Here is a 23,710-nt window from a genome sequence, read left to right on the forward strand (position 1 = left end):
CCTTGATTCGGTATTTTTTGTTTGATCCAAACTCGATTTTTAACTTTCGAAAATGATTAGAAAACCCTCTGGTATTGCCTTTTTCATGTTACAAATTCTGTACCTTAGAGACTGCAAAAAAAAATTGCATATGTTTAAAAATTCATTGGGGGTATTGTTCCTTTTTTTATTGTTTTTGGGGTGCTCCAAAAATAAGGACCAACAAAAAAAATTTATTCATCTGAATCCCACCGTCACGGGTATAACGTTCGCCAATCAAATTACCGAGAATGATAGTATTAATGTGGTAAACTTCCAATATTGCTACAATGGAGGCGGAGTGGGTATTGGCGATTTTGACCAAAATGGACTGCCCGATATTGTATTTTCTGGAAACCAGGTTTCCTCAAGAATCTATTTGAACCAAGGTGGCCTAACCTTTACCGATGTTTCGGAAGATGCGAATTTCCAGACCGCTTCCTGGGTTACAGGGGTTTCCATAGTAGACATTAATGCCGATGGACTGGACGACATTTATCTCAACGTTGGTGGTGCGGATTGCCGTAATGATTGTAACAATCTTCTCTTTATAAATCAAGGGGTTGGGGACAATGGAGTTCCAACATTTGCAGAACAAGCAAAGGCCTATGGATTGGATGATGGCCATTACTCCCAGCAAGCCGTATTCTTCGATTTTGATTACGATGGTGATCTGGATGTTTACATAGCCCATAATGGCAACTCCAATATAGACAAGAACAATCCATTCCCGAAACAGTATCTACCCCCCCACTTAAAGGATTTCCTGCTTCGGAATGACACTAAATCCGATATTCCACACCCGGTATTCACCAATATATCCGATAGTGTTGGCATTATCCATAGTGGGTTTGGTCTTGGTTTGGGCATAAATGATTTTAACGCGGACGGGTTGACGGACATTTATGTGGCCAACGATTTTATTACGGAGGATCTCCTTTATATACAACAGGTTCATCCGGATAGCGCAATGCCGTTTTTCCTTGAAAAGAGTAAAGAGTTTTTGGGTCACGAAACGTACAACTCCATGGGTATGGATTTCAATGACCTGAATAACGATAGTCGCCCGGACATCCTGGTGGTGGACATGTTACCCAAGGATTATGAGCGGCACAAGAAAATGCTGGGCATGATGAATTACGAAAAATACCTGCTTTCGCTAAAAAATGAGTATAGTGCCCAATATGTCCGCAATACCTTGCAAATGAATAACGGTCAGTTAATGGGAAAACCTATCAAGTCCAGTGAAATTGGTTTTCTTAAAGGAATCGCAAGTACGGATTGGAGCTGGGCGCCGCTAATGTTGGATTTGGACAACGATTCCGACAAAGATCTGTACATTTCCAATGGTTATGTAAAGGATGTGGCGGACTTGGATTATATCAATTACTCCGGCTTAAACAATATGTTCGGTACTACGGAAGAACGTATAGCCAAGCAAATTGAATTTGCCAATAACTTGGACAGTATTTATTTGCCGAATTTCATTTATGAAAATAAAGGATCGGAAGGCTTCTCCGATGTTTCTACCCATTGGATTGCCGAAAAGCCTTCGTATTCCAACGGGGTCGCTTATGCCGATTTGGACCTTGACGGGGATTTGGATCTTGTTATCAACAACATCAACGCAGCTGCCTACGTATTGGAAAACAAGACTTCAGATGATTCCAGTACACATTTTTTTCGGCTAAGGCTAAAAGGTAACCCAAAGAATCCCCATGGTATTGGGTCCCAGATAACCCTTTGGAACCAAGGCCAGGCACAATATCAATTTCAATCCGTTATCCGAGGATATTTGTCCTCCGTGGAACCGGTTTTACACTTTGGGGTTAGGGATACCCTAGTAGATTCCCTACAAGTGGTATGGCCCAATGGAAGAGCCCAAATGATACGAAATCTTAAGGCTGATCAAACGTTGACGCTCAGTATTCAAAGTGCTGAGGCAAACCCAGTCCGAAATAGGGAAAATGACCTTTTGTTTAAAATTAACGAAGGACTATTGGAACATACCCATACCGAAAATAGTTTCAATGAATTTGATCGGCAGCGCCTACTTATGCGGCAGTACTCGCAACAAGGTCCCTGTATCGCCGTTGGAAATTTAGATGGGGAGCCCGGGGATGAACTGTTTATTGGAGGTAGCCATGGACAGTCCGGGACCATTTGGTCCCAGGATGAATTGGGCCAGTACCAGGTGATTCAAGAATTGGACGCCCAATATGAGGATTCCGACGCGTCCTTTGTGGATATCGACGGAGATGGTGACCTGGATCTTTACATCGCTAGTGGGGGTACAGAATTTGGAAGGGTCTCAGAAAATTACAGAGATCGATTGTATCTGAACAATGGTCTGGGGCAATTGGAAAAAACTGAAAAATGGCTTCCCGAAGTTCTGGAGAGTACCCACTGCATTAGGCCGTTTGATTTTGACCATGACGGGGACATGGATTTCTTTATAGCATCACGAAATGTTCCCGATTCCTATCCCGAGACTCCGAAAAGTCGTTTGTTGATCAATGAAAATGGCAAAATGGTTGACGCTAAGAACGCATCTATCTCAGAGGTTGGTATGATTACCGATGCACTGTGGGTGGATGTAGATGGAGATTCCTGGGAAGATTTGATTTTGGTGGGCGAATGGATGCCCGTTACCCTGTTCCAAAACCACAATGGAGATTTAAGGCCAATGCAAACCTCGTTTACCAATAAAAAGGGCATTGCAATCAAAACGACGGGGTGGTGGAACAATGTAGCTTCTGCCGATTTTGATAAAGATGGGGATATAGATTTTTTATTGGGCAATCAAGGGCTAAATGGGTTTATGAACCCTTCACAGGAAAAACCGCTGTACGTCTATAAAGGGGATTTTGACCAAAATGGAAGCCCCGATCCCATTTTGGCGCAATACTTTAAAACCGAAAATGGACCTCGTCTATTACCCATACATACACGCGATGATATTGTGGCCCAGTTGGTGAGCTTAAAAAAGAGGTACCTTACCTATGATGCCTTTGTACAGGTAAACTTTACCGAGCTGTTGAACATATCCAATCTTGAGGAGGAAACCCTACAGGCCCATACATTTCAAAGCAGTTACTTGGAGAACTTGGGGAACGGATCCTTTGTATTGCATCCACTCCCCGAGATTTGCCAAATTGCCCCCATTAATGACATTTTGGTAGATGATTTTGATGCGGATGGGCACCTTGATGCCCTCTTGGTAGGCAATGATTTTTCTGCAGAAACCCTTTATGGAAAATCCGATGCCCTCACGGGATTGTTCTTAAAAGGGGACGGGAATCTCGGTTTTATGCCCATTCCAAGTTCCGATTCCGGTTTTTACATACCGGGTCAATCCAATCATTTGAAACCCTTTGAAGATAAAGAAGGGCGGCCTTGGGTCATAGCCACTCAGAACAACGAGGAGGTAAGGGTCTTTTCTTGGAAATAATAGGGTTATAGGACTACAAACGAATAGCTATTTTAGACATATCCTTCAGGTGAGCCCATCTTAGCCGACATCAAAACACCGATTGTTCATACATCTAGAAAGTTGGGGAAATTCATATTTTAAGGAATAGATTATCCCTCCTATATCACCTTTGGTTCAATATTGGCCCTATGTATATGGAAGACATGAATGGCTCGAGGAATTTTCACTAAGCATTTCTATTTACTATCGCCAACGCCATTTTGCCAATATCCAGGAAATGAGCGTTACTATTTTGGTATTTCTATAAAAAGAAGAGGGTAATAGATTTTCTATTACCCCCTTACAAATTCACTAATAAAATTAAACTAACTCAAACAATTCTCATTAATACCCAGGATTCTGATCAGCATTGGTCAGATCTGGATTACCATCAATTTCGTTTTGTGGAATAGGCAAGAATTCATGCTTGCCAGTTTGATAATTCTCCAATACCTGAGATGCCAGGCCCCATCTTTGCAAGTCAAAGTAGCGAACTTGTTCACCAGCGAGTTCTACGGCCCGTTCGTGCACAATAGCATCGAAAACCTCTTGTTGCGAACCTACAGGAAACCCTCTGGAGTCCATCTCCGCTGTTCCGTAATTAGGCATCCCAACCCTGTCCCTAACTTGGTTAAGTAAGGCGATAGCAGCGCCTTGGTTGCCCAGTTCATTTTCAGCTTCGGCCAACATCAATAGTACGTCTGCATAACGGATAACCCTAAAGTTAATTCCACTATATTCAAACCCGTCTGTAGTACGTGTATCCAGATTTTGATATTTACGCCATGCCGGTGAAGCAATTGTAAAAACCAAAGGAAGGTTACCATCCGCATCGGGATCTCCAAATGCAACAGGACCGTCTATCGGCAATTCCGACCCTGGAGGAAAGGTTTGCCCTCCAAATACACTTCCGTCACTATAGAAATAGGCATCAAAGCGCGGGTCATCATCCTCATACTCATCCAATAAAGTTGGCCTGACAATAATATTGGCAAAATTCAATGGAGAATACTCAATACCACGGAAGGTACTTTCACGAACACCATTTCCTGTGGCATTCCATTGGTCACCACCGATTTCCTGACTGTAGTTTACCTCAAATATGGATTCCGAATTAAACTCGCCTGCAATATTCCCATTGTCACGAGGTTCTACCCCTACTATGGTATAGCCTTGGATAGCCTCAAACTCAGCCTTGGCCTCCGCCCATTGCCCCCGGAATAAGTGAGCCTTGCCTTTTAAGGCCTGCGCGGCTCCTCTTGTGGCCCTTCCTTGCGGCGTGCTTCCCACTTCGGGCAAATTGGCCACTGCAAAGGTCAAATCCTCAAATATCAGGTTGTATACTTCTTCCTGTGTGGCCTTTGGCACCCCTCCGGTCTCGGAGGCAACCGTAGAAGTGGGACGTGGAATACCTCCCCAAAGATTGGTCAATTTAAAGTAATACAAGGCCCTCAAAAAACGAACTTCGCCCAAACGTTGGTTGATTTCACCTTCCGGAACGTTCTGTATCAATCCTTCCTCTGCCGCCTCAATTACAAAGTTGCAACTATTGATTCCTCTATAAGCCGCAGTCCAAAAAGTAAAAAATTCGCCTAAGGAAGGGTCAAAAGTATAGTCCATAAAAGCTTTTAGACCGCCCTGAAGCGCATCGGTTCCCAGATTCTCCTGGGATAGATTATCGAAAAGGAAAAACGCGATTCTGCCATACATACCCTGCGATTGCAAAAACGAATAGGCCGAATTAACGGCAGATTGCAGTTCCCCGGAATTTTGGAAAAAGGTTTCTGGAACGATAACATTAGGATCGAGAAGTTCCAACTCCTCCTCCTTACAGCTTACCATACCCAGCAATACCGCTACAAATGTTACAATTATTTTCTTAGTCTTCATCTCTAATTTTTTTTTAAAATTCTATCTGTAATCCTGCCAATACGGTCCTCGCCTGTGGAAAACGACCTTGGTCCAATCCAATGGTGTTAATATCGGTACCACCATCCAAAACTGGTACAATTTCAGGGTCATAGCCCGAATAGTCCGTGAAGGTAATTAAATTTTGTCCACTTACATAAAAGCGTAATCTGCTTATGGAACCATTGGCAAAGTTGGTCAAGACCCTACTGGGAATGGTATACCCCAAGGTCATACTTCGTACCCTAGTAAATGATCCGTCCTCGATAAAACGATCCGATACTTGCTCATTCCCTGTAAACCCAGGTGTGGCCTTGGGAATGGTCTGGGATGGGTTGGTCGGAGACCAGCGATCTAAAATATCTGTACTCATATTAAATAATCTGGCCTGTTGTTCCAAGGTAAGGCGGAACCCATTATAAATATCCCGGCCATATTCCCCAACTAGGAAAACCGAGAAATCCAAGTTTTTATATTTAAAATTGAAATCGGCCCCCAATTGAAAATCCGGATTGGGATTACCGATAACAACCCGGTCATCGGCATTGATAGCCCCGTCATTGTTGGTATCCACATAACGTATATTCCCTGGTTCGGCATTATTTTGAGTGGCATGCGCATCCACCTCTGCCTGGTTTTGGAAAATACCATCCGTCCGCAACCCAAAGAAGTGGAAAGGTGCCTCTCCTACAAAAAGACGGGTATGAAACTGCTGGAACCAGTTCCCTGAAAAAATGGCATCCACGCTCCCTAATGAGGTTACTTCCTGGTTTAGGGTCGCAAACATATTAAGGTTAGCTCCCCAGGTAAAGTCCCCTTCAAAATCTTTATATCCTACTGTGAATTCCAACCCTGTAAGTTCAGTACCTCCAACATTCCGGGTTTGGTTGGCAGTGGTTGCACCCAAGGAGGCGGGCAAAGGAACATCGACCAAAAGCCCATCACTCTCATTTTTGAAGTACTCTGCGGATACGGTCAACGCATTATTGAAAAAGGCCAAATCCGCCCCAATGTTCAAAGAGGTCAATTCCTCCCATTGCAGTTGCTCGTTGGGTATCCTGGCCGGCCGCGTACCACTGACCAAGGTCCCATCGATAACGTAGTTAAAATCGGTTAATAAACCGGTCTGAAACTGATAATTCCCGATGTTATTGTTTCCGGTGATTCCCCAACTCGCCCTTAATTTCAAGGTTGATAAATCCTCACTATCCTGTAAAAAGGGAAGGTTTGCCAAATTCACCGCTCCGGAGACCGACGGGAAATAACCCCACTGATTCCCTGGCGCGAATCTTGAAGATCCATCCGCCCTTAAGGTACCGCTTAAAAAGAAAGTACGGTCAAAATCATAACCAACCCTTCCAAATACGGAATGCAGATTATTCTCATTCTCGGAACTGGTCAAGTTCTCTACCTCATTGGGATTTAGATTCTGCACATTATCCGTTAAAGGATTAATCGTAAAGGCATCGATACGATCAAAGACGGTTCGGTTGCGCTCGTAACCCGCCAAAACATCCAAATTGTGCTTCTCATTAAAGGTTTTATTGTATGTCAAAGTATTGGTGATTACCGTACTTAAATTTCTTCGTCTATTGTCCCTGGTCTCTGAAAATAATCGTGTTCTGGAACCCGTAGGAATGGAAGGTTCAAAATTGTCCTGATTGGTAAAGGCATGGTCCAGACCAATGGTCAATCTATAAGTTAAGCCAGGTATGATCTCGTAACTCCCGAAAATCGATCCGACTATACTCGTTTGCGTTGTCAAGAATTCTCCATTTTCCCTAAGCCGTACCGGGTTTTCAATATCCTGACCGTTAAAGGAAGTAGTAATTTCCGAATAGAAATTGGTCTCCTCGTCAAAAACGGGTCGGGTTGGGTCAAAACGAGTAGCATTGCCCAAAATAGTACCACCATCACCCCCAAAGGTTCTGGATAAACCCAAGTTCAAAGTCTGGCCCATAGTAATCTTATCGCTCAGGTCTATAGTGGTATTAAGACCCACGGAATACCGATCAAATCGGGATTCTATCAGAGCACCTTCCTGATTCAAATACCCTAAACGTACACTATAGGTAGCATTTTCGCTTCCCCCGGAAGCCTCAATATCGTAGTTTTGCCATAGGCCCGTCCTCGTAATTTCGTCCTGATAGTCCGTACTTACCGCAGGATCAAAGTTACCGGGTTGTAATCCAGGATAAATTTGGTTTCCAGGTTCAACCGGGTCCGCGTCATAAGCTTCAGAGGCATATTGCCGATATTGCTCTGCGTTAAGTACGTCCAAGGTTTTAGGAATAGAGGAAAGACCCGCGTAGCTACTGGCTCTAAAACTAGTTCTTCCCTTTTTACCTCCTTTGGTCTTGATCAATACCACACCATTGGAAGCCCTGGATCCATAAATGGCGGCACTAGAAGCGTCCTTAAGAATATCCACCGATTCAATAGCTTCGGCAGGGATGTTGTTCAAGTTACCGGTGGGCACTCCATCTACGATAAACAAAGGCTGGTTATTTCCAAAGGTTCCCAATCCCCTAATCGTCACTAATGGAGCCGCTCCAGGGGTACCTCTATTGGTTACCTGAACCCCTGCGGCCCTTCCTTGGAGGGCTTGTTCCACACCAATGGCCGGGGTTTCTACCAAATCCTCACTGTTAACGGAAGAAATGGCATTGGTTACCGCAACCCTACTCTGAGTACCGTATCCTACAAGTACTACTTCGTCCAATTGGCTGGCATCTTCCTGAAGTGTCACGTCAACAGTACTTTGCCCATTAACGGCAATTTCCTGGGTGGCATAACCTATATAACTAACCACCAAGGTGGCACCGCTATCCACATTTATAGTGTAATTACCGTCAAAATCAGTCTGGGTACCATTAGTAGTCCCTTTTTCGACGATACTTGCTCCGGGCAATGGCGCCCCGGTATCATCGGTCACCGTACCCGTTACTGAAGATTGAAATACCGTAGTCTTGGGGTCGTCAAGGTTTGCCAAACCGCCCGCCAAGGCCGTCTGAAGGCCCAAAACAAGCAGCAAGGATAACAGCCCCAATTTGAGAAAATCGTGGTTTCTCGCCTGAGGCCATAAAACATGTTTTTTGTGTTTTTGCGTCATAATAGTTGAGTTGTTGAGTTAATTAAAACCGTTCTATTCCGGGGGACCTATTAGGCATTCCAGAATTGAATTCTCCTGATTTTTAAAATTAAACCAAAAAGAAATTTTGAATTTCTTGTATTTTGTCAATTGCGAATCATAAAATTACAGATATTGTTTATTAAAATATCCATTAAAAGGGGTTTAGTTTTTTGAAAATATCCCATTTTTTCAAATTTTTTCATGTTTTAGGTTATTCCGAAGGCCACAATATTTTCATGGTTTTATTTCATTCCATCCTCATAAAATTTCATTTTCATCAACAAATAATCCCGGAAAATAACAAGGAAATATGCACGAATATATTTTATTGATTGGGGGAAAGAATCCTGTAGTGTCCTGTCACAGTACTAGAGCAATTCCAAAAAAGGTGGAATGATTAGGGCTTCAGATTCGTTTTTGACATATGGGTTTACCTTATCACCCCCTCATTTAACTGTCCGGTAATGTGCGTAAAGGTGATCCATCCAAATTCGCTAATCTGGCCGACATTCAATGTGAGTTTCTATCGATAAAACTAAAAGGGTTTTTTATCCTACCCGTTTCCCGTTTAAGAATCATTTTTGCGGCTGTCTTACCCATAGCCTCGAATTTTGTAGAAATTACCGTAATACCTAACAATTCCTTTAGTGGAGTGTCATTATACGAAATGATACCGATATCGTTCCCCAGCTTCATGTCCATATCACGTATCCGTTTCATGAGGTTTACCAGATCCGCTTCCTCTATGGTAATGAATAAATCTCCCTTCTTCAGTATGATGTCATCAAACAATTCTTCAATAATCTCAAAATCAATTGCGTTTTCTACACAAAATTTGCGAAATCCATGCAAAATTCTTTTTGGATAAGGATAGACCGATTTACTTGGATAAATCAGAATTAACTTCCTATAGTTTAAAATTTTAGGCAAACCTTGTTTCAAGGCCTCGTAGATATCTCTCTCAAAATCCTGAAAAATTTGAATTGCCGCTCCCGGCATTTCCAATTTATTGTTGTCCAGTACAACAAGTTTGTCATCCGGAATTTTTTTCAGAGCATTTACGACTTTCGGTGGAGAACTAATGTGTAAAAGGGTTTCAGTCTTAAAATGGGGCATTACCACATAATAATCATATCCCCCAAAGTGCTTTTCAAACAGATTCAAAAAAAGGCCTACATCGCAATGGTAGATGTGTAAATCCGTATGTGCTCCGCTTCCCAAGCCTTCAATAAAGGAATTATATATTAACATCTTGTATGAACTCAATTTATTGATCAGGAAAAGGATATTGATTTTCGATACAAGGTCGGTCCTGGTGATATAGTAACCCTTTCCACGGGTCGAAGAGATTATTTTTTGATCTTTTAAAATCTTGTAGGCCTTTTCGACCGTGTGTCTTGAAAGGTAGAATTCCTCACTGAAATTATTAATGGATGGTATCTTCTGCCCTACCTTAAGGTGGCCTTCCGAGATATTATTTACTATGGAATCTACAATTTGCCTATATTTCGGTACCCTAGAGTCTCCATTTATTTTAATGTGTTGATAGATATCCATATTCGGATTTTTTGGAAAAGGTAGAATCCCTTATTGTATCCGCTTTGAAAATAAGAGATAATACTACAAACTACAAGCTTATCCTAGATGATGTTACACAAAAACAGTACACTACAGGATGGAAAGCAAAATGGGTAACCACATATTTGTAATTTAAATCCAATTATTTGAACATGCCCACAAAAAAATTCAAACACGTAGACTATTTATGGGATTCCGAAAAGGCCGAGTCCCTTGGCAACGATCAGCAAGCCCTGTTCCTTTACCGATCAAATATACTGGGTTCCGATTTAAGGATTACCAACTATGGTGGGGGCAATACCAGCTGCAAGACCCTGGAAACAGATCCTTTGACCAACGAGGAGGTAGAAGTGATGTGGATAAAAGGTTCTGGTGGCGACATTGGCACGTTGACCAAGGCCGGAATAGCAGGATTGTACACCCAACGTCTACGGGACTTAAAAAAAGTGTACGGCGGTTTGGGGGACGAAGATAGAATGGTGGGGCTTTTTAATCACTGTATTTTCGATTTGGATAGTAGGGCACCGTCCATAGACACTCCACTCCATGGCCTATTACCTTTTAAACATATAGACCATTTGCACCCGGATGCCCTTATCGCGATCGCCGCTGCCAAGGACGGTGAAAAAATCGTAAAAGAGATTTGGGGAAGTACAATGGGTTGGGTTCCCTGGCAACGTCCCGGTTTTGACCTAGGATTGCAATTAGAAAAATGTTTGGAAGAAAACCCAGGAATCCGGGGCATCGTCCTGGGAAGTCATGGCCTTTTTACATGGGGCGATACCTCATATGAATGCTACAAGAACAGCCTAGAGGTCATCGAAATGGCCTCGGATTATATAGAAACCAAAATCAAGGAAAACGGCCTTGTATTCGGCGGGCAGAAATTACCCCCTCTTCCGGAAGAGGAAAGATTGAAAAAGGCCGCCCAACTAATGCCTTTATTAAGGGGCTTGTGTTCTTCCGAAAATAGGATGATCGGGCATTTCACGGACAATAAGACTGTTTTGGAATTTAGCACCAGTCATGACCTTAAAAGACTGGCCCCAATGGGGACTTCCTGTCCCGACCATTTCCTAAGAACCAAAATCCAGCCCTTGGTACTTGCATTGGATATACACTGCGATATCTCCAAAACCGATGATGTCCTTAAGCAGTTGGAACCGGCTTTTAAGGATTATCGGGAGGAATATAAAAAATACTATTATAGCTGTAGGCAATCCCATAGTCCCGCAATGCGAGATTCCAATCCGGTTATTATCATCTATCCTGGGATAGGAATGTTCAGTTTTGCCAAAAACAAGCAGACCGCCCGCGTGGCCAGTGAATTTTATGTGAACGCAATCAATGTGATGCGAGGTGCCGAAGCCATTTCCCAGTATACCGCCCTGCCAAGGCAGGAAGCCTTTAATATTGAATATTGGCTATTGGAGGAGGCCAAATTACAACGCATGCCAAAAGAAAAAACACTGTCTAGAAAAGTTGCCCTGATTACCGGGGCCGGTGGCGGTATAGGGAAGGCGATAGCGGACAAACTTGCCAAGGAGGGAGCTAATATAGTATTGACCGATATTGCAGAGGATCGGCTTAAGGAAGCCCATAAAACCTTTTCCAAAGATGTTGCTACTTATGCAGTTTGTGATGTTACCAATAGTATTTCTGTCGAAAATGCCTATAAAAAGGCATGCTTGGAATTTGGAGGTATCGATATTGTGGTACACAGTGCGGGATTGGCCATTTCAAAACCACTGGAGGAGACCACTGAAAAGGAGTGGGAGCTTTTGCAAAACGTTTTGGTACAAGGACAGTTTGAACTGGCCAAACAGGCAGTGGGTATACTGCGAAAACAAGATCTGGGTGGTGATTTTATTAGTATCGCCAGCAAAAATGGCCTGGTTTCCGGACCCAATAACGTGGGGTATGGAACCGCCAAGGCCGCCCAACAACATATGACCCGGTTATTGGCCGCAGAACTTGGTGCTGATGCCATTAGGGTAAATACCGTAAATCCCGATGGTGTAATTATAGGTAGTAAAATATGGGAAGGTGACTGGGCCAAAGGGAGGGCCAAGGCCTATGGTATAAAAGTTGAGGAGCTTCCCTCCTTTTATGCCAAAAGAAATTTGTTAAACCAAATTATTTATCCTTCCGATATTGCCAATGGCGTATATGCCTTGGTAGCCCTACTGGACAAATCCACCGGGAATACCCTAAATGTGGACGGAGGCATACCGAACGCCTTCGTAAGATAACTTTGTCATAAACTATTCCCTTATATTTGAATATTAAGGCCTTACCTCATGAAAATTGATATAAACCAGCTACAGGACATCAATAAAAAACAGGGTCCATTACATGTCAAAAGCTTTGATTTTCTGTCTGAAATACTTACAAAAGATGGGCATGATGTCCAAAAGGTCATTGAAAGATTACAGGCCTTTCAAGTGGCCATCCCCAGCTGGGCATTGGGAGCAGGAGGCACCCGGTTCGGAAGGTTTTCCTTTTATGGTGAACCATCAACCCTAGAGCAAAAAGTTGAAGATGTTGGAATATTGCATGCCCTTACCCAAACAGCAGGTGCGATATCCCTGCATATTCCTTGGGATGTTCCCCATGATTTTGAAAGCATAATTCAGCTTGCAAATTCCCATAGTATTTCTTTTGACGCCGTAAACTCCAATACCTTCCAAGATCAACCGAATGCCGAGGAAAGTTATCGCCATGGCTCCCTGAGCAATAGCGAGAAAGCCGTTCGGCAACAGGCCATTGAGCATACCATTGAGGTCATACAAATTGGTGAAAAGCTGGGTTCCAAGAGCTTGACCGTTTGGCTGGCGGACGGTTCCAATTTTCCAGGACAAAGCAACTTTCAGAATGCCTTGATCCATACCGAAGAAAGCCTAAAAACCATTTACAAGGCGCTCCCCAGAGACTGGAAATTGTTCATTGAATACAAACCTTATGAACCCAATTTTTACAGCACGGTCATTCCGGACTGGGGCACATCCTTTTTATTGGCCAATGCGTGTGGAGAAAAAGCCTTTACTTTGGTGGACCTAGGACACCACCTACCCAACACAAATATTGAACAGATAGTCGCGACCTTAATGCTTCATGGCAAATTAGGGGGATTTCATTTTAACGACAGTAAATATGGTGACGATGACCTTACTGTGGGAAGTATAAAACCATATGGACTTTTTCTAATTTTCAATGAACTGGTACAGGGAATGGAGAACAATCCTCAAAATCCATCTCCGGCCTGGATGATAGATGCCAGCCACAATATCAAAGACCCATTGGAAGATTTATTGCAGTCCTTGGAGGCCATCCAAGAAGCCTACGCCAAAGCCCTTATCATTGATCAGTTGAAATTGAGGGAAGCCCAAGAGCGTAATGATGTTGTACAATGCCAAGAAGTTTTGCAAAACGCATATAGGACCGATGTAAGGCCACTAATACAGGAGGCAAGATTACGAAGTGGCGGGGCCCTAAGCCCTATTCTGGCCTATAGGGATTTGCTGATCAGAAAAGCACTTGTAGAGGAACGGGGCAAAAACAGCAAGGCTACCGGCCTATAGATAAAGGGGATGAAAAAGGTTACAGCGATATTCGATATTGGCAAAACCAATAAAAAGTTTTTCCTAATCGATAAGGATTACCAAGAGGTCTATCGGGAATATATTCAAATTAAGGAAGTTTTTGATGAAGACGATTACCCGGCGGATGACCTGGAAGCCCTTCAAAAATGGATGCTGAAAGTGCTTCCGAACACGGGGAAGACCCGGAAATTTGAAGTAACCGCAATCAATTTTTCTTCTTATGGTGCCAGTTTGGTGCATTTGGATAAATATGGAAACGTAATTGGACCGCTATACAATTACACCAAACCTTTAGATGATGGAATCATCAATGATTTCTACAAAAAACACGGCCCAAAGACCGATTTTTTGATAAAAACGGGATCCCCGGCACTAGGCATGTTAAACTCCGGACTACAATTATACTGGCTTAAATACAGACGTCCGGAAAAATTCAAAAGGATACGGCATTCTCTACACCTGCCCCAATACCTCAGCTACGTCTTTACCAAAAAGCTGGCCAGTGAACGTACCAGTATAGGTTGCCATACAGCCTTATGGGATTATTCAAAAAGAGACTATCACCACTGGGTATATCAAGAAGACATACACCGGATTCTCCCTCCAATTCTTCCTACCGATACCAAAACTATGATTAATTTCAATGGATATTCAATTCCTGTTGGAATAGGTATACATGACAGTTCTGCCGCGCTACTGCCATACCTTAGAAGTATTGACCACCATTTTGTGCTACTCTCTACGGGTACCTGGAGTATTGCCCTGAACCCATTTTCGGATTGCGAGCTCAATGAGGAAGAGGTTGAAGTAGGTTCTACCCTTTTTATGGGCACCGGTGGTGCGCCAATAAAATCCATGCGTTTGTTCCTGGGAAATGAATACCGATATCAAAAAGGGGAGCTTTGCAAAAAATACAGTGTTCCCTTAAATCAAGACAAATCTGTTGTATTTGACCCTATGATATATAAAACTATTCTCCAAGAGTATAGTCCTTGTTTTAAATGGATAGGAATCGAAGATGAAAATTCCCCTTCCCAAACCAATTACAGACATCTATCATTTGAAACGGCCTACCATCAACTGATAACTGAACTGGCTAAACTTCAGGCAACCCAAGTCATTTCCGTTATTGGAAAATCCAAAATAAGAAATGTTTACGTGGATGGCGGTTTTGCGCGAAATGATGTCTTCATGAAAATATTGGCCCATCAACTGAACGGAATAAATCTGTACACCGCGGAGAACTCAATAGGATCAACACTTGGAGCGGTTATTGGCCTGAAAGGTCACAAACTGGATCAGAACTTTCTTGAGTCCAATTACAGATTAAAAAAAATTGTTCCAGATTCTGTGGAATTATAAAGGGGTATTAATTAAAGACAGCCTCATTCCACCTTAGCTCTTGTTTAAATCGGTACAAATCCGTTTTCTGGTTGATCAAAAGAAATTCAATATCCATAAGCTCAGCAAAATCCTCTAAGGATTCTGCTGTTATATTTTGACTATAACAGGTATGATGGGCTCCTCCGGCATAGATCCAAGCTGTAGCAGCAGTCTGGAGGTCCGGTTTGGCATTCCACAGGACCCGGGCCACAGGAAGTTTGGGCATATCATGTATATCATCCAAGGCTTCCACCTCATTGACCAACATCCGAAACCGATTTCCCATATCCACAATCGAGGCATTAAGGGCATTTCCTCCTCCAGCATTAAATACAAGCCTAACTGGATCTTCCTTGCCCCCTATTCCCAAAGGGTGTACTTCACAGGAGATATCTCCTTCTGCGATAGATGGGCAAATTTCCAACATATGAGACCCCAAACAGGCCCTATTATCGGGATTAAAATGATAGGTATAGTCTTCCATAAAACTATTGCCACCATCCAAACCAGCCCCCATTACTTTCATGGTCCTTACCAAAGCTGCGGTCTTCCAATCCCCTTCCGCCCCAAATCCATAGCCTTCTGCCATTAAGCGCTGCGCTGCAATGCCCGGTAGCTGTTTCATCCCATGCAAGTCCTCAAAGGTATTCGTAAACGCATGAAATCCACCCTCTTCCAAAAAAGTCCGCATCCCCAATTCTATTTTTGCCGCATCCCTTAGGGAAGATCGCATACTGCCATTGGACTTTAAAGGGTCCGCCAGAACATAGACGCTTTCATACTCTTGAATCAAAATATCGATTTGTTTTTCCGTAACCGAATTGATGAATTGCACCAAATCCCCAACACCATATCCGTTTACCTCATACCCAAATGTAATCTGTGCGGAGACTTTGTTCCCTTCAGTTACGGCAACCTGGCGCATGTTGTCCCCAAATCGGGCGATTTTCATCTTTTTGGAATCGGCCACCGCATTGGCTACCCGGCACCAATCGGCCATCTTTTGTACCACCCTGGGGTCCTGCCAATGCCCAACAATTACTTTTCTCCGTAATCGCATCCGCGACGCAAGAAAGCCAAATTCACGACCGCCATGTGCGGATTGGTTTAAATTCATGAATCCCATATCTATGGAACTCCAAGGAATGTCCCTATTGTATTGGGTATGCAAATGCAAAAATGGTTTTTGAAGCGCCTTAAGGCCAGCTATCCACATTTTGGCTGGGGAAAACGTATGCATCCAAAGGATCAGGCCTACACAACTATCATCATTGTTGGCCTCCTTACATAATCCATTTATTTCCTCAGCAGTCTTTACGACGGGTTTAAAGACTACGGTCCCTGGAATTCTGCTGTCCGCATCAAAACCTTTGGCCATTTCCTCAGAATGCAGGGTCACTTGCCGCAAAGTCTCCGGACCATAGAGGTGTTGACTTCCCGTTACAAACCAGACTTCATTCTTACTTAAATCTATCATCCTGAATGTTTCAATATTATAAACTTAATGTACTGAAGGAAACCATTATGTAGATAACGATCAATACCACACCCACGGAAGCGATGATATCCCAAATCGTATAACTGTTTTTGTTCTCCGCTTTTTGCTTTTCCGTTACCGTACCAAAGGTAAGGCCGGCCAATTGTCTTTGGGATGGAGCAGGATAGAACATACTTACGCCAATGGCAATAGCGATACACATAGCAAAGAAATATGCCCCAAAGACCAGCCAATTGATATCCGCAAGCATGAAAAGAAAACTACCTTCCGCAAAGCTCGATTTCAGGATTTCCAAGGTCAATTTTGAAAAGCCAATGATGAATCCCCCGATAAGCGTAGCAATGGCCCCGTTGGCATTAATCCGCTTGTAAAAAATTCCCAATAAGAACACCGCTGCAATCGGAGGTGATATATAGGCCTGTACATTCTGGAGGTATTCGTACAATCCATCCGACAGCGTGGTGATAATAGGAATCCATAACAAGCCCAGTCCCACTACAAAGAAGGTGGCGATCCTACCTGTCCTTACCAATTCTTCCTCTGGTTTTTCGGGTTTCAGTTTTTTATAGATATCCAAGGTAAACAAAGTGGAACAGGAATTAAACACGGAAGCCAAGGAACTCATAAGGGCTGCCAAAAGTCCAGCGGCCACAAGACCTCGCATTCCCGATGGCATTAGATTACTCATCAAAACGGGAAAGGCTTGATCCGGACTGTCCCAATCCAATTTCCCCTGCATTTTTAACCCCAAGGCGATTACACCGGGGATTAGGAAAAGGAATACCGGCATTAGCTTTAAGAGGGCACCGAAAATACTACCCCTGCGCCCTTCTTTGATATTCTTTGCAGTCAGTACCCTTTGTACTATCACCTGATCGGTGCACCAATACCAAATTCCGACTACGGTACTGGTTATAAAAAGAGGCAACCACGGATAATCGGGATCGGAATTGGGGCGCCACATATTGAAATAATCCGCACCAACGGTTTCCTTAAGTTCGCCCCAACCACCTACGGCATCCAATCCTAGAAAAGTTAAAATTCCGGCACCCAATACCAGAACAATGGCCTGTATAGTCTCCGTATATACTACGGCACGCATTCCGCCCAAAACCGTATAAAGACCCGTAAGCACCACAGTGGCCACGGCACCTATCCAAAAGGGAATACCCAATAAGGCAGAGACTACCACCCCACCGGCATAGATGGTTACGGAAACCTTGGTTAAAATGTAAGCAATCAATGATACTATGGAAAGTACCCATCTGGAGCGCGCATCGAATCGTTTTTCCAGAAACTCGGGCATAGTGAAAACTCCACTGCGGGCATAGAAGGGAAGAAATACCCAACCCAACATCAATACCAACCAGGCGTGTAATTCATAAATCAAAAGAGGCATTTTATCCCCAGCCCCGTTACCGGCAAGGCCTACTACATGTTCGGAACCAATGTTGGAGGCGAAAATGGAGGCCCCTACCACAAACCAACCGATGTTCCGGCCAGCCAAAAAATAATCTTCAGTGTCCTTTTGCTTCTGCCTAATGACCCACCAGGCCACTCCTAACAGAACAATGAAATAGCCGGTAATGACTACCCAGTCCAATGTATCCAATCCTTTCATAAATTTATTTTAGTTGGTTGTTCCCTATTCAATTTCCTTGTCCGTAGTAGGAATCCTTTCCGTGTTTGCGCTCAAAGTGTTTCTTTTTCAAGGCTTCCTTTAATGGACCTATATCCGGATTTATCTGTAAGGTCAAATAGGCCATTTTGGCAATCTCCTCACACACCGCGCTATTATATACCGCTTTGGCAGCCGTAGCTCCCCAAGTAAAAGGGGCATGGCTTCCTACCAAAATCATTTCCATTTCATTGTAATCCAAGTCCCGTTCTTTTAGGCAATCCACTATTTGATATCCCGTCATATGCTCATAATCCCCTTGTATGTACTCGTCCTTCATAGGTACGGTACATGGGATATCACTTACTAGATGATCCGCATGGGTTGTGCCAAAAATGGGGATATCCGATAATGCTTGGGCCCACGCAGTTCCGTACGTGGAATGGGTGTGTACTATACCTCCAATCGTACCCCATTCCTTGTAGAGCACAGCATGTGTTTTGGTATCCGAGGAAGGTCGCAATGTACCTTCAATTATTTTGGCTTCAAAATCGCAGATAACCATATCTTCTACCTTTAAATCGGCATAGGGAACACCGCTAGGTTTAATAGCGAACACCTCTCTTTTTCGGTCAACGGCGCTTGCGTTCCCGAAAGTAAAAAGCACCAATCCCAATTCCGGGAGCTGCATATTGGCCTGGTAAGCCTCTTCTTTTAGTGTTCTATAATTACTCATTTCCCTTAACTTGTTCCATTATATGCCCTTCCATAGTTTCGCCTAAAGTATCGTATTTTCTATAGAGAATCATATATGCCTTTGATCGTTGGGCATCAGGTTTATACACGGTCTCGAAAGGGCTTCCCATTTTTTGCATCGCTTGGGGCACTTCCTTGTAAATCCCTGCAGCGACGGCTCCAAATATGGAAGCCCCCAAGGCACATGCCTGCTCGGATGCTACTACCTTAATGGGCATGTCCAGAACATCGGCCATCATCTGCATGATGAAAGGGGATTTTTTGGCCACTCCTCCCAATGCCACAATGCCCTTGATGGGAATACCTTCTGAATGAAAACGGTCTACTATCTTTTTGGCCCCAAAGCAAGTGGCCTCTACCAAAGCCCGAAATACCTTGGGTGAAGTACTCCCTAAATTGATTCCAGAAATGACCCCCTTTAGATTTTGATTGGCGTCCGGAGTTCGTCTTCCGTTCATCCAGTCCAGGGCCAATTCCCCAGAAGCGCCTATGGGTTCCTTGGAGGCAGCATGGCTCAATTTTGGAATAAGGTTTTCCATGGCCTCCTTTATCAATCTTTCCTTTGTTCGGGCATCGATTACACCTGAATTTCCGATAAGCTCCTTAACAGGCCAGGATAGTAGCTTTTCGTACCAGGCATAAATATCCCCAAACGCAGATTGACCTGCCTCCAAGCCCAACATATTGGGAATCACAGATCCGTTTACCTGCCCACAGATACCTTTGACCAATTTTTCCTTCCCTTGCAAAGGGGCCACCAAAATATCACAGGTAGAAGTACCCATGATCTTGGTCAAAAAATAAGGTTCCGCTCTTGCACCTACAGCGCCCATGTGGGCATCGAAAGCTCCAACGGATACGTTAACCGATGGCGATAGACCTAGACGTTCAGCCCATATGGGACTCAAAGTTCCCACAGGAATATCAGAAGTGTAGGTTTTTGTATAGAGTCTGTCCCGTAATCCATCTAACAAGGGGTCTAAGGTCACAAAAAATGCATTAGGCGGTAAACCGCCAAAGGTCTCATGCCACAACGCCTTGTGCCCAGCGGCACAACGGCTGCGTTTCATTTCGTTGACGTTGGTTCCCCCGGTCAATAAAAAAGGGACCCAATCGCAATGCTCTACCCAAGAAAAGGCTGCTTTGTGAACGCTATTGTCCGCTCTTGAAATATGTAGGATTTTTGACCAGAACCATTCCGAGGAGTAAATGCCCCCTTCATATTGTGCATAGTCAATTTCCCATTTACTGCATAAGTCATTGATTTCGTCAGCTTCATGGATTGCGGTATGGTCTTTCCAAAGCACAAACATGGCATTGGGATTCTCCTGAAATTCATCGAGAAGCGCCAGCGGTGTTCCATTCGAATCCACTGCAACGGGAGTGGATCCCGTAGTGTCCACGCCTATGCCCACAATACTTTGGGCTACTTCCGTCCCCACCTCTTTCACGATCTCGGTAATACTTTGTTCAATGCCTTCTATGTAGTCCAAGGGATGTTGCCGAAACTGGTTCTTTGAAGGGTCGCAATACCTTCCTTCTGCCCAACGCTTATAACGATGAACGGATGTAGCAATTTCATCACCGGTTGAAGTGTTGACCAACAACGCCCGAACCGAATCCGTTCCAAAATCCAATCCTAGACAATATGCAGTTTTTGCCATACTTCGATTTATATGCTAAAGCTCTTGGCCTTGTTATATTTCTTTTTATCAAATCGATATAGGAACGCTCCTTTTTTGGACTGGGATCTGTCCTTCTCATCCAGTCTGACCAAAAAGTCCATGGTTCCCAACTTTTTTCTAAAATTCCTTTTATCAATTTTTTCTCCCAAGATACCCTCATACAACTTCTGTAATTGTGGTAATGTAAATTTTCCCGGGAGCAAATTGAAACCGATAGGAACACTTCGAACACGTCTTTGCAAGCGCTGCAGGGCAGATACAACCATGTCCTTATGGTCAAAAATCAGATCGGGAAGGTCATGTATGGGAAACCATTCGGCTCTATATTCTTTAATGAACTCTGCCTTGTAGTCCTTTTTTAAGATCAACGCGCTATAGGTTGTGGAAACCACACGTTCGTAGGGGTCCCGATTTGCCTTTCCAAAGGTCCGTACCTGCTCCATATACACATTATTCAATCCAGACAAATTGCGAAGTACACGGTTTGCCGCCTCATCCAAATCCTCTTCATTCCTCACAAACCCACCCATCAAAGACCATCTTTCCTTCTCGGGTTCAAAACCACGATGCACCAATAGAACTTCCAATTGATCGGTATCAAAGCCAAAAATGATGCAATCTACGGCAAGTGTAATCTGCTGAATTTGCTTATAGGTCCTGTTCACTCTGGTTTATGATGGTATTCATATATCGGTTTCCATCAAATATATAAAAACAAAATGAGTGTACTACATACACTTAATAATTGTTTCTGTTGACTAGCTTTTTATTGGACCCCATAAGAACAGGCCAGATCCAAGGATAAAACGAAATCATAAAGTCCAACAGTGATGACCATTAATTCAGTACATGTACGTCATATCCTGACCATGAGGATATTACTGAAAACTGCTTAAAAAAGTCAGATGTAGTTAAATATATAAAAGTACTTTTATATATTTACAAAAGTGCTTTCATATATAATTGTATAATGACAGATAGATTAACAAAACTTGGTTATTTGGCAGGGGCATCCCGGTTTAGGAGGATTAGCGAGAAACTGCAACAGGATGGTGATAAAATTTACAGAGAAAACGGTGTTTCTTTCAAAGCAAGTTGGTTTTCGGTTTACTACGTGCTCTGCACATCCAACTCCCCCCAAAGCATTGTTGAAATTGCCAAACAAATTGGTTTTTCCCACATCACGGTTAAAAACGTTCTTAGGGAGCTCAAAATGGAAGGGTTGGTCATCATTAAGCCCAATCCATTGGACAAACGCTCCAAACTGGCTTCGCTTTCCCATAATGGAAAACTCATATTCAAAAAAATGGAGCCATTATGGCTATCATTTTCCAAGGTGCTGGAGGAAGTTTTCAATAGTGGCCATCCGGATCTTATGAATATTCTCAACAGAATCGATTCGGAAATCAGTAAGAATCCAATACATGAAAGAATCCCAAACCTTCCTCCAAAAACCATTGCTATAATCGACTATAGACCAAGCCTAAAAAAGAGCTTTAAGAAGTTGGCCGGTCCTTGGTTATTACGTGTTTTGGACGGTAATTTGGAAGCAGAGGATGCGTATACCCTGAATCAACCGGACAACGCATATCTCAAAAAAGGAGGATTTCTATTTTATGCCCAATACCAAACCAAAATTGTAGGTTGCGTTGCGCTAAAGCGATTGGACGATGATACATTTGAGTTTGCCAAACTATTTATTGACCCAGAGTATAGGAACCTAGGGATAGCTACAAAGCTTATAGAAAGATGTATAGGTCGATGCAAGGAAAATTTGGCCAAACAACTTTGGCTGCAGACTACCATGCGTATGCCACAAGCCCATAAATTATACTACAAACTAGGGTTTGTGGATAAAAAGGCCCCAAAACAAATGGAAGTTTTGAAAAGAACAGAAAAAATTATGTGCTTGCCCCTGTAAACCAAAAAATGGATATACGAATTTATTGGGACATAATACTCCTCAATGCGGCCAACAACATATTTACATGATTGGCATCCGAGCTTTCACCCATTAGACCTATACGCCATATTTTCCCCGCAAAGGGACCAAGACCTCCCCCTATCTCAATGTTATATTCCTCCAATAATCGTCTTCTTATCATGGAATCGTCTATCCCCTCGGGAATGCGCACAGCATTCAACATGGGTAGGCGGTACGGCTCCTGTACCAGAAATTCAAAACCCATACCTTCCAATCCATCCCGAAGCAGTTCATGATTTCTTCGGTGACGTGCAAAACGGTTTTCCAAACCCTCCTCAAGAACGATCCGCAATGCTTCGCGCATGGCATACATGGACGATATAGGTGCCGTATGGTGGTAGGCTCTCTTGGCCCCGGCCCAGTAGTTCTTTACCAAGGATAAATCCAAAAACCAGCTTTGCACCTTGGTCTTTCGATTATCCAGTACATCTATCGCTGCTTCACTGAAGGTAACCGGGGATAATCCAGGGGGGGCACTGAGGCATTTTTGGCTTCCGGAGTACAAGGCATCAATACCCCATTCGTCTACTTTCAAATCCGCGCCACAGTACGAGGTTACCGCATCTACTACAAACAAGGCCCCTGCTTCCTTGGTTAGCCTACTTATTTCCTCCAAAGGTTGCAACACACCAGTTGAGGTTTCGGCATGCACTATCGCCAACAACTTTGGGGTACAGCTCTCCAGTGCAGTCTTTACATCCTCCACTTGTATTGGGCTACCCCAATCTGCCTCTACCTTAATGACCTTCGCCCCACAGCGTTCCGCTATATCCGCCATTCGGTTTCCGAAAACGCCATGTACGCAAATTATTGCTTCATCACCTGGTTCCAATAGATTTACCAGACATGTTTCCATCCCGGCACTTCCAGGAGCTGAGACTACAAAGGTTAACGAATTTTTGGTTTGCAGGGTCTCCTGCGTCATGACCTTAATGTCGTCCATTACTTCCAAAAACTCGGGATCAAGATGTCCTAATAATGGTGTAGCCATAGCCTTCAATACCCTTGGATGTACATCGCTTGGCCCAGGGCCCATTAAAACCCTCGTACTCGTTCTCATTTCGCTGATCTTTCC

At 43.4% G+C, this 23,710-nt stretch carries 14 protein-coding genes; 5 read left to right on the plus strand and 9 right to left on the minus strand.

The features are described from left to right. The first annotated feature begins 130 nt into the window (after positions 1-130). Complete coding sequence (locus tag Q0993_RS04545) at positions 131-3,469, plus strand: VCBS repeat-containing protein (RefSeq protein WP_299530142.1); 3,339 nt, start codon at positions 131-133, stop codon at positions 3,467-3,469. Positions 3,470-3,835: 366 nt separating this feature from the next. Here Q0993_RS04545 and Q0993_RS04550 read toward each other — a convergent pair whose 3' ends face one another. From Q0993_RS04550 to Q0993_RS04560, 3 genes are all read right to left on the minus strand, one after another. Then, on the minus strand, positions 3,836-5,380 hold the full coding sequence (locus Q0993_RS04550) for a RagB/SusD family nutrient uptake outer membrane protein (protein WP_299530143.1): 1,545 nt from the start codon (positions 5,378-5,380) through the stop codon (positions 3,836-3,838). Between the two features lie 13 nt (positions 5,381-5,393). Continuing rightward, on the minus strand, positions 5,394-8,510 hold the full coding sequence (locus Q0993_RS04555; protein WP_299530144.1) for a TonB-dependent receptor: 3,117 nt from the start codon (positions 8,508-8,510) through the stop codon (positions 5,394-5,396). Positions 8,511-9,041: 531 nt separating this feature from the next. Then, the gene (locus Q0993_RS04560) at positions 9,042-10,088 is read right to left on the minus strand and encodes a GntR family transcriptional regulator (RefSeq protein WP_299530145.1); all 1,047 of its coding nucleotides are present in this window, start codon (positions 10,086-10,088) and stop codon (positions 9,042-9,044) included. A gap of 173 nt (positions 10,089-10,261) precedes the next feature. On the opposite strand from Q0993_RS04560, the gene Q0993_RS04565 reads away from it, so the two are divergent. Genes Q0993_RS04565 through Q0993_RS04575 form a run of 3 tightly spaced genes read left to right on the plus strand, consistent with a single transcriptional unit; the run spans position 10,262 to position 15,073 of the window. Continuing rightward, positions 10,262-12,361 carry a bifunctional aldolase/short-chain dehydrogenase gene (locus tag Q0993_RS04565; RefSeq protein WP_299530146.1) on the plus strand — a complete coding sequence of 700 codons (2,100 nt, stop codon included), beginning with the start codon at positions 10,262-10,264 and terminating at the stop codon, positions 12,359-12,361. 48 nt (positions 12,362-12,409) lie between these two features. Further along, on the plus strand, positions 12,410-13,690 hold the full coding sequence (locus Q0993_RS04570) for an L-rhamnose isomerase (protein WP_299530147.1): 1,281 nt from the start codon (positions 12,410-12,412) through the stop codon (positions 13,688-13,690). 9 nt (positions 13,691-13,699) lie between these two features. Further along, on the plus strand, positions 13,700-15,073 hold the full coding sequence (locus Q0993_RS04575) for an FGGY family carbohydrate kinase (RefSeq protein ID WP_299530148.1): 1,374 nt from the start codon (positions 13,700-13,702) through the stop codon (positions 15,071-15,073). A gap of 7 nt (positions 15,074-15,080) precedes the next feature. Here the strand turns inward: Q0993_RS04575 and araA are convergent, their stop codons facing one another. The 5 genes from araA to Q0993_RS04600 are packed head-to-tail and all read right to left on the minus strand — an operon-like array spanning position 15,081 to position 21,316. Further along, positions 15,081-16,571, minus strand: coding sequence for an L-arabinose isomerase (araA, locus tag Q0993_RS04580; protein WP_299530149.1), 1,491 nt, complete (start codon positions 16,569-16,571; stop codon positions 15,081-15,083). A gap of 16 nt (positions 16,572-16,587) precedes the next feature. Further along, positions 16,588-18,213 carry a sodium:solute symporter gene (locus tag Q0993_RS04585; RefSeq protein ID WP_299530150.1) on the minus strand — a complete coding sequence of 542 codons (1,626 nt, stop codon included), beginning with the start codon at positions 18,211-18,213 and terminating at the stop codon, positions 16,588-16,590. 28 nt (positions 18,214-18,241) lie between these two features. Beyond that, positions 18,242-18,946 (minus strand): L-ribulose-5-phosphate 4-epimerase, encoded by a 705-nt coding sequence (locus Q0993_RS04590; RefSeq protein WP_299530151.1) that lies wholly within the window; start codon positions 18,944-18,946, stop codon positions 18,242-18,244. Next, the gene (locus tag Q0993_RS04595) at positions 18,939-20,630 is read right to left on the minus strand and encodes a ribulokinase (protein WP_299530152.1); all 1,692 of its coding nucleotides are present in this window, start codon (positions 20,628-20,630) and stop codon (positions 18,939-18,941) included. Before Q0993_RS04595 ends, Q0993_RS04590 begins: the two co-directional genes overlap by 8 nt. A gap of 8 nt (positions 20,631-20,638) precedes the next feature. After that, the gene (locus Q0993_RS04600) at positions 20,639-21,316 is read right to left on the minus strand and encodes an NUDIX domain-containing protein (RefSeq protein WP_299530153.1); all 678 of its coding nucleotides are present in this window, start codon (positions 21,314-21,316) and stop codon (positions 20,639-20,641) included. Positions 21,317-21,621: 305 nt separating this feature from the next. Between Q0993_RS04600 and Q0993_RS04605 the strand changes: the two genes are divergently transcribed. Further along, positions 21,622-22,572 carry a bifunctional helix-turn-helix transcriptional regulator/GNAT family N-acetyltransferase gene (locus Q0993_RS04605; RefSeq protein ID WP_299530154.1) on the plus strand — a complete coding sequence of 317 codons (951 nt, stop codon included), beginning with the start codon at positions 21,622-21,624 and terminating at the stop codon, positions 22,570-22,572. Between the two features lie 22 nt (positions 22,573-22,594). On the opposite strand, the gene Q0993_RS04610 is transcribed toward Q0993_RS04605, so the two are convergent. After that, the gene (locus Q0993_RS04610) at positions 22,595-23,695 is read right to left on the minus strand and encodes an alanine--glyoxylate aminotransferase family protein (protein WP_299530155.1); all 1,101 of its coding nucleotides are present in this window, start codon (positions 23,693-23,695) and stop codon (positions 22,595-22,597) included. Positions 23,696-23,710: the final 15 nt, after the last annotated feature.

It is taken from the genome of Ulvibacterium sp., assembly GCF_028285715.1.
Classification (GTDB): domain Bacteria; phylum Bacteroidota; class Bacteroidia; order Flavobacteriales; family Flavobacteriaceae; genus Ulvibacterium.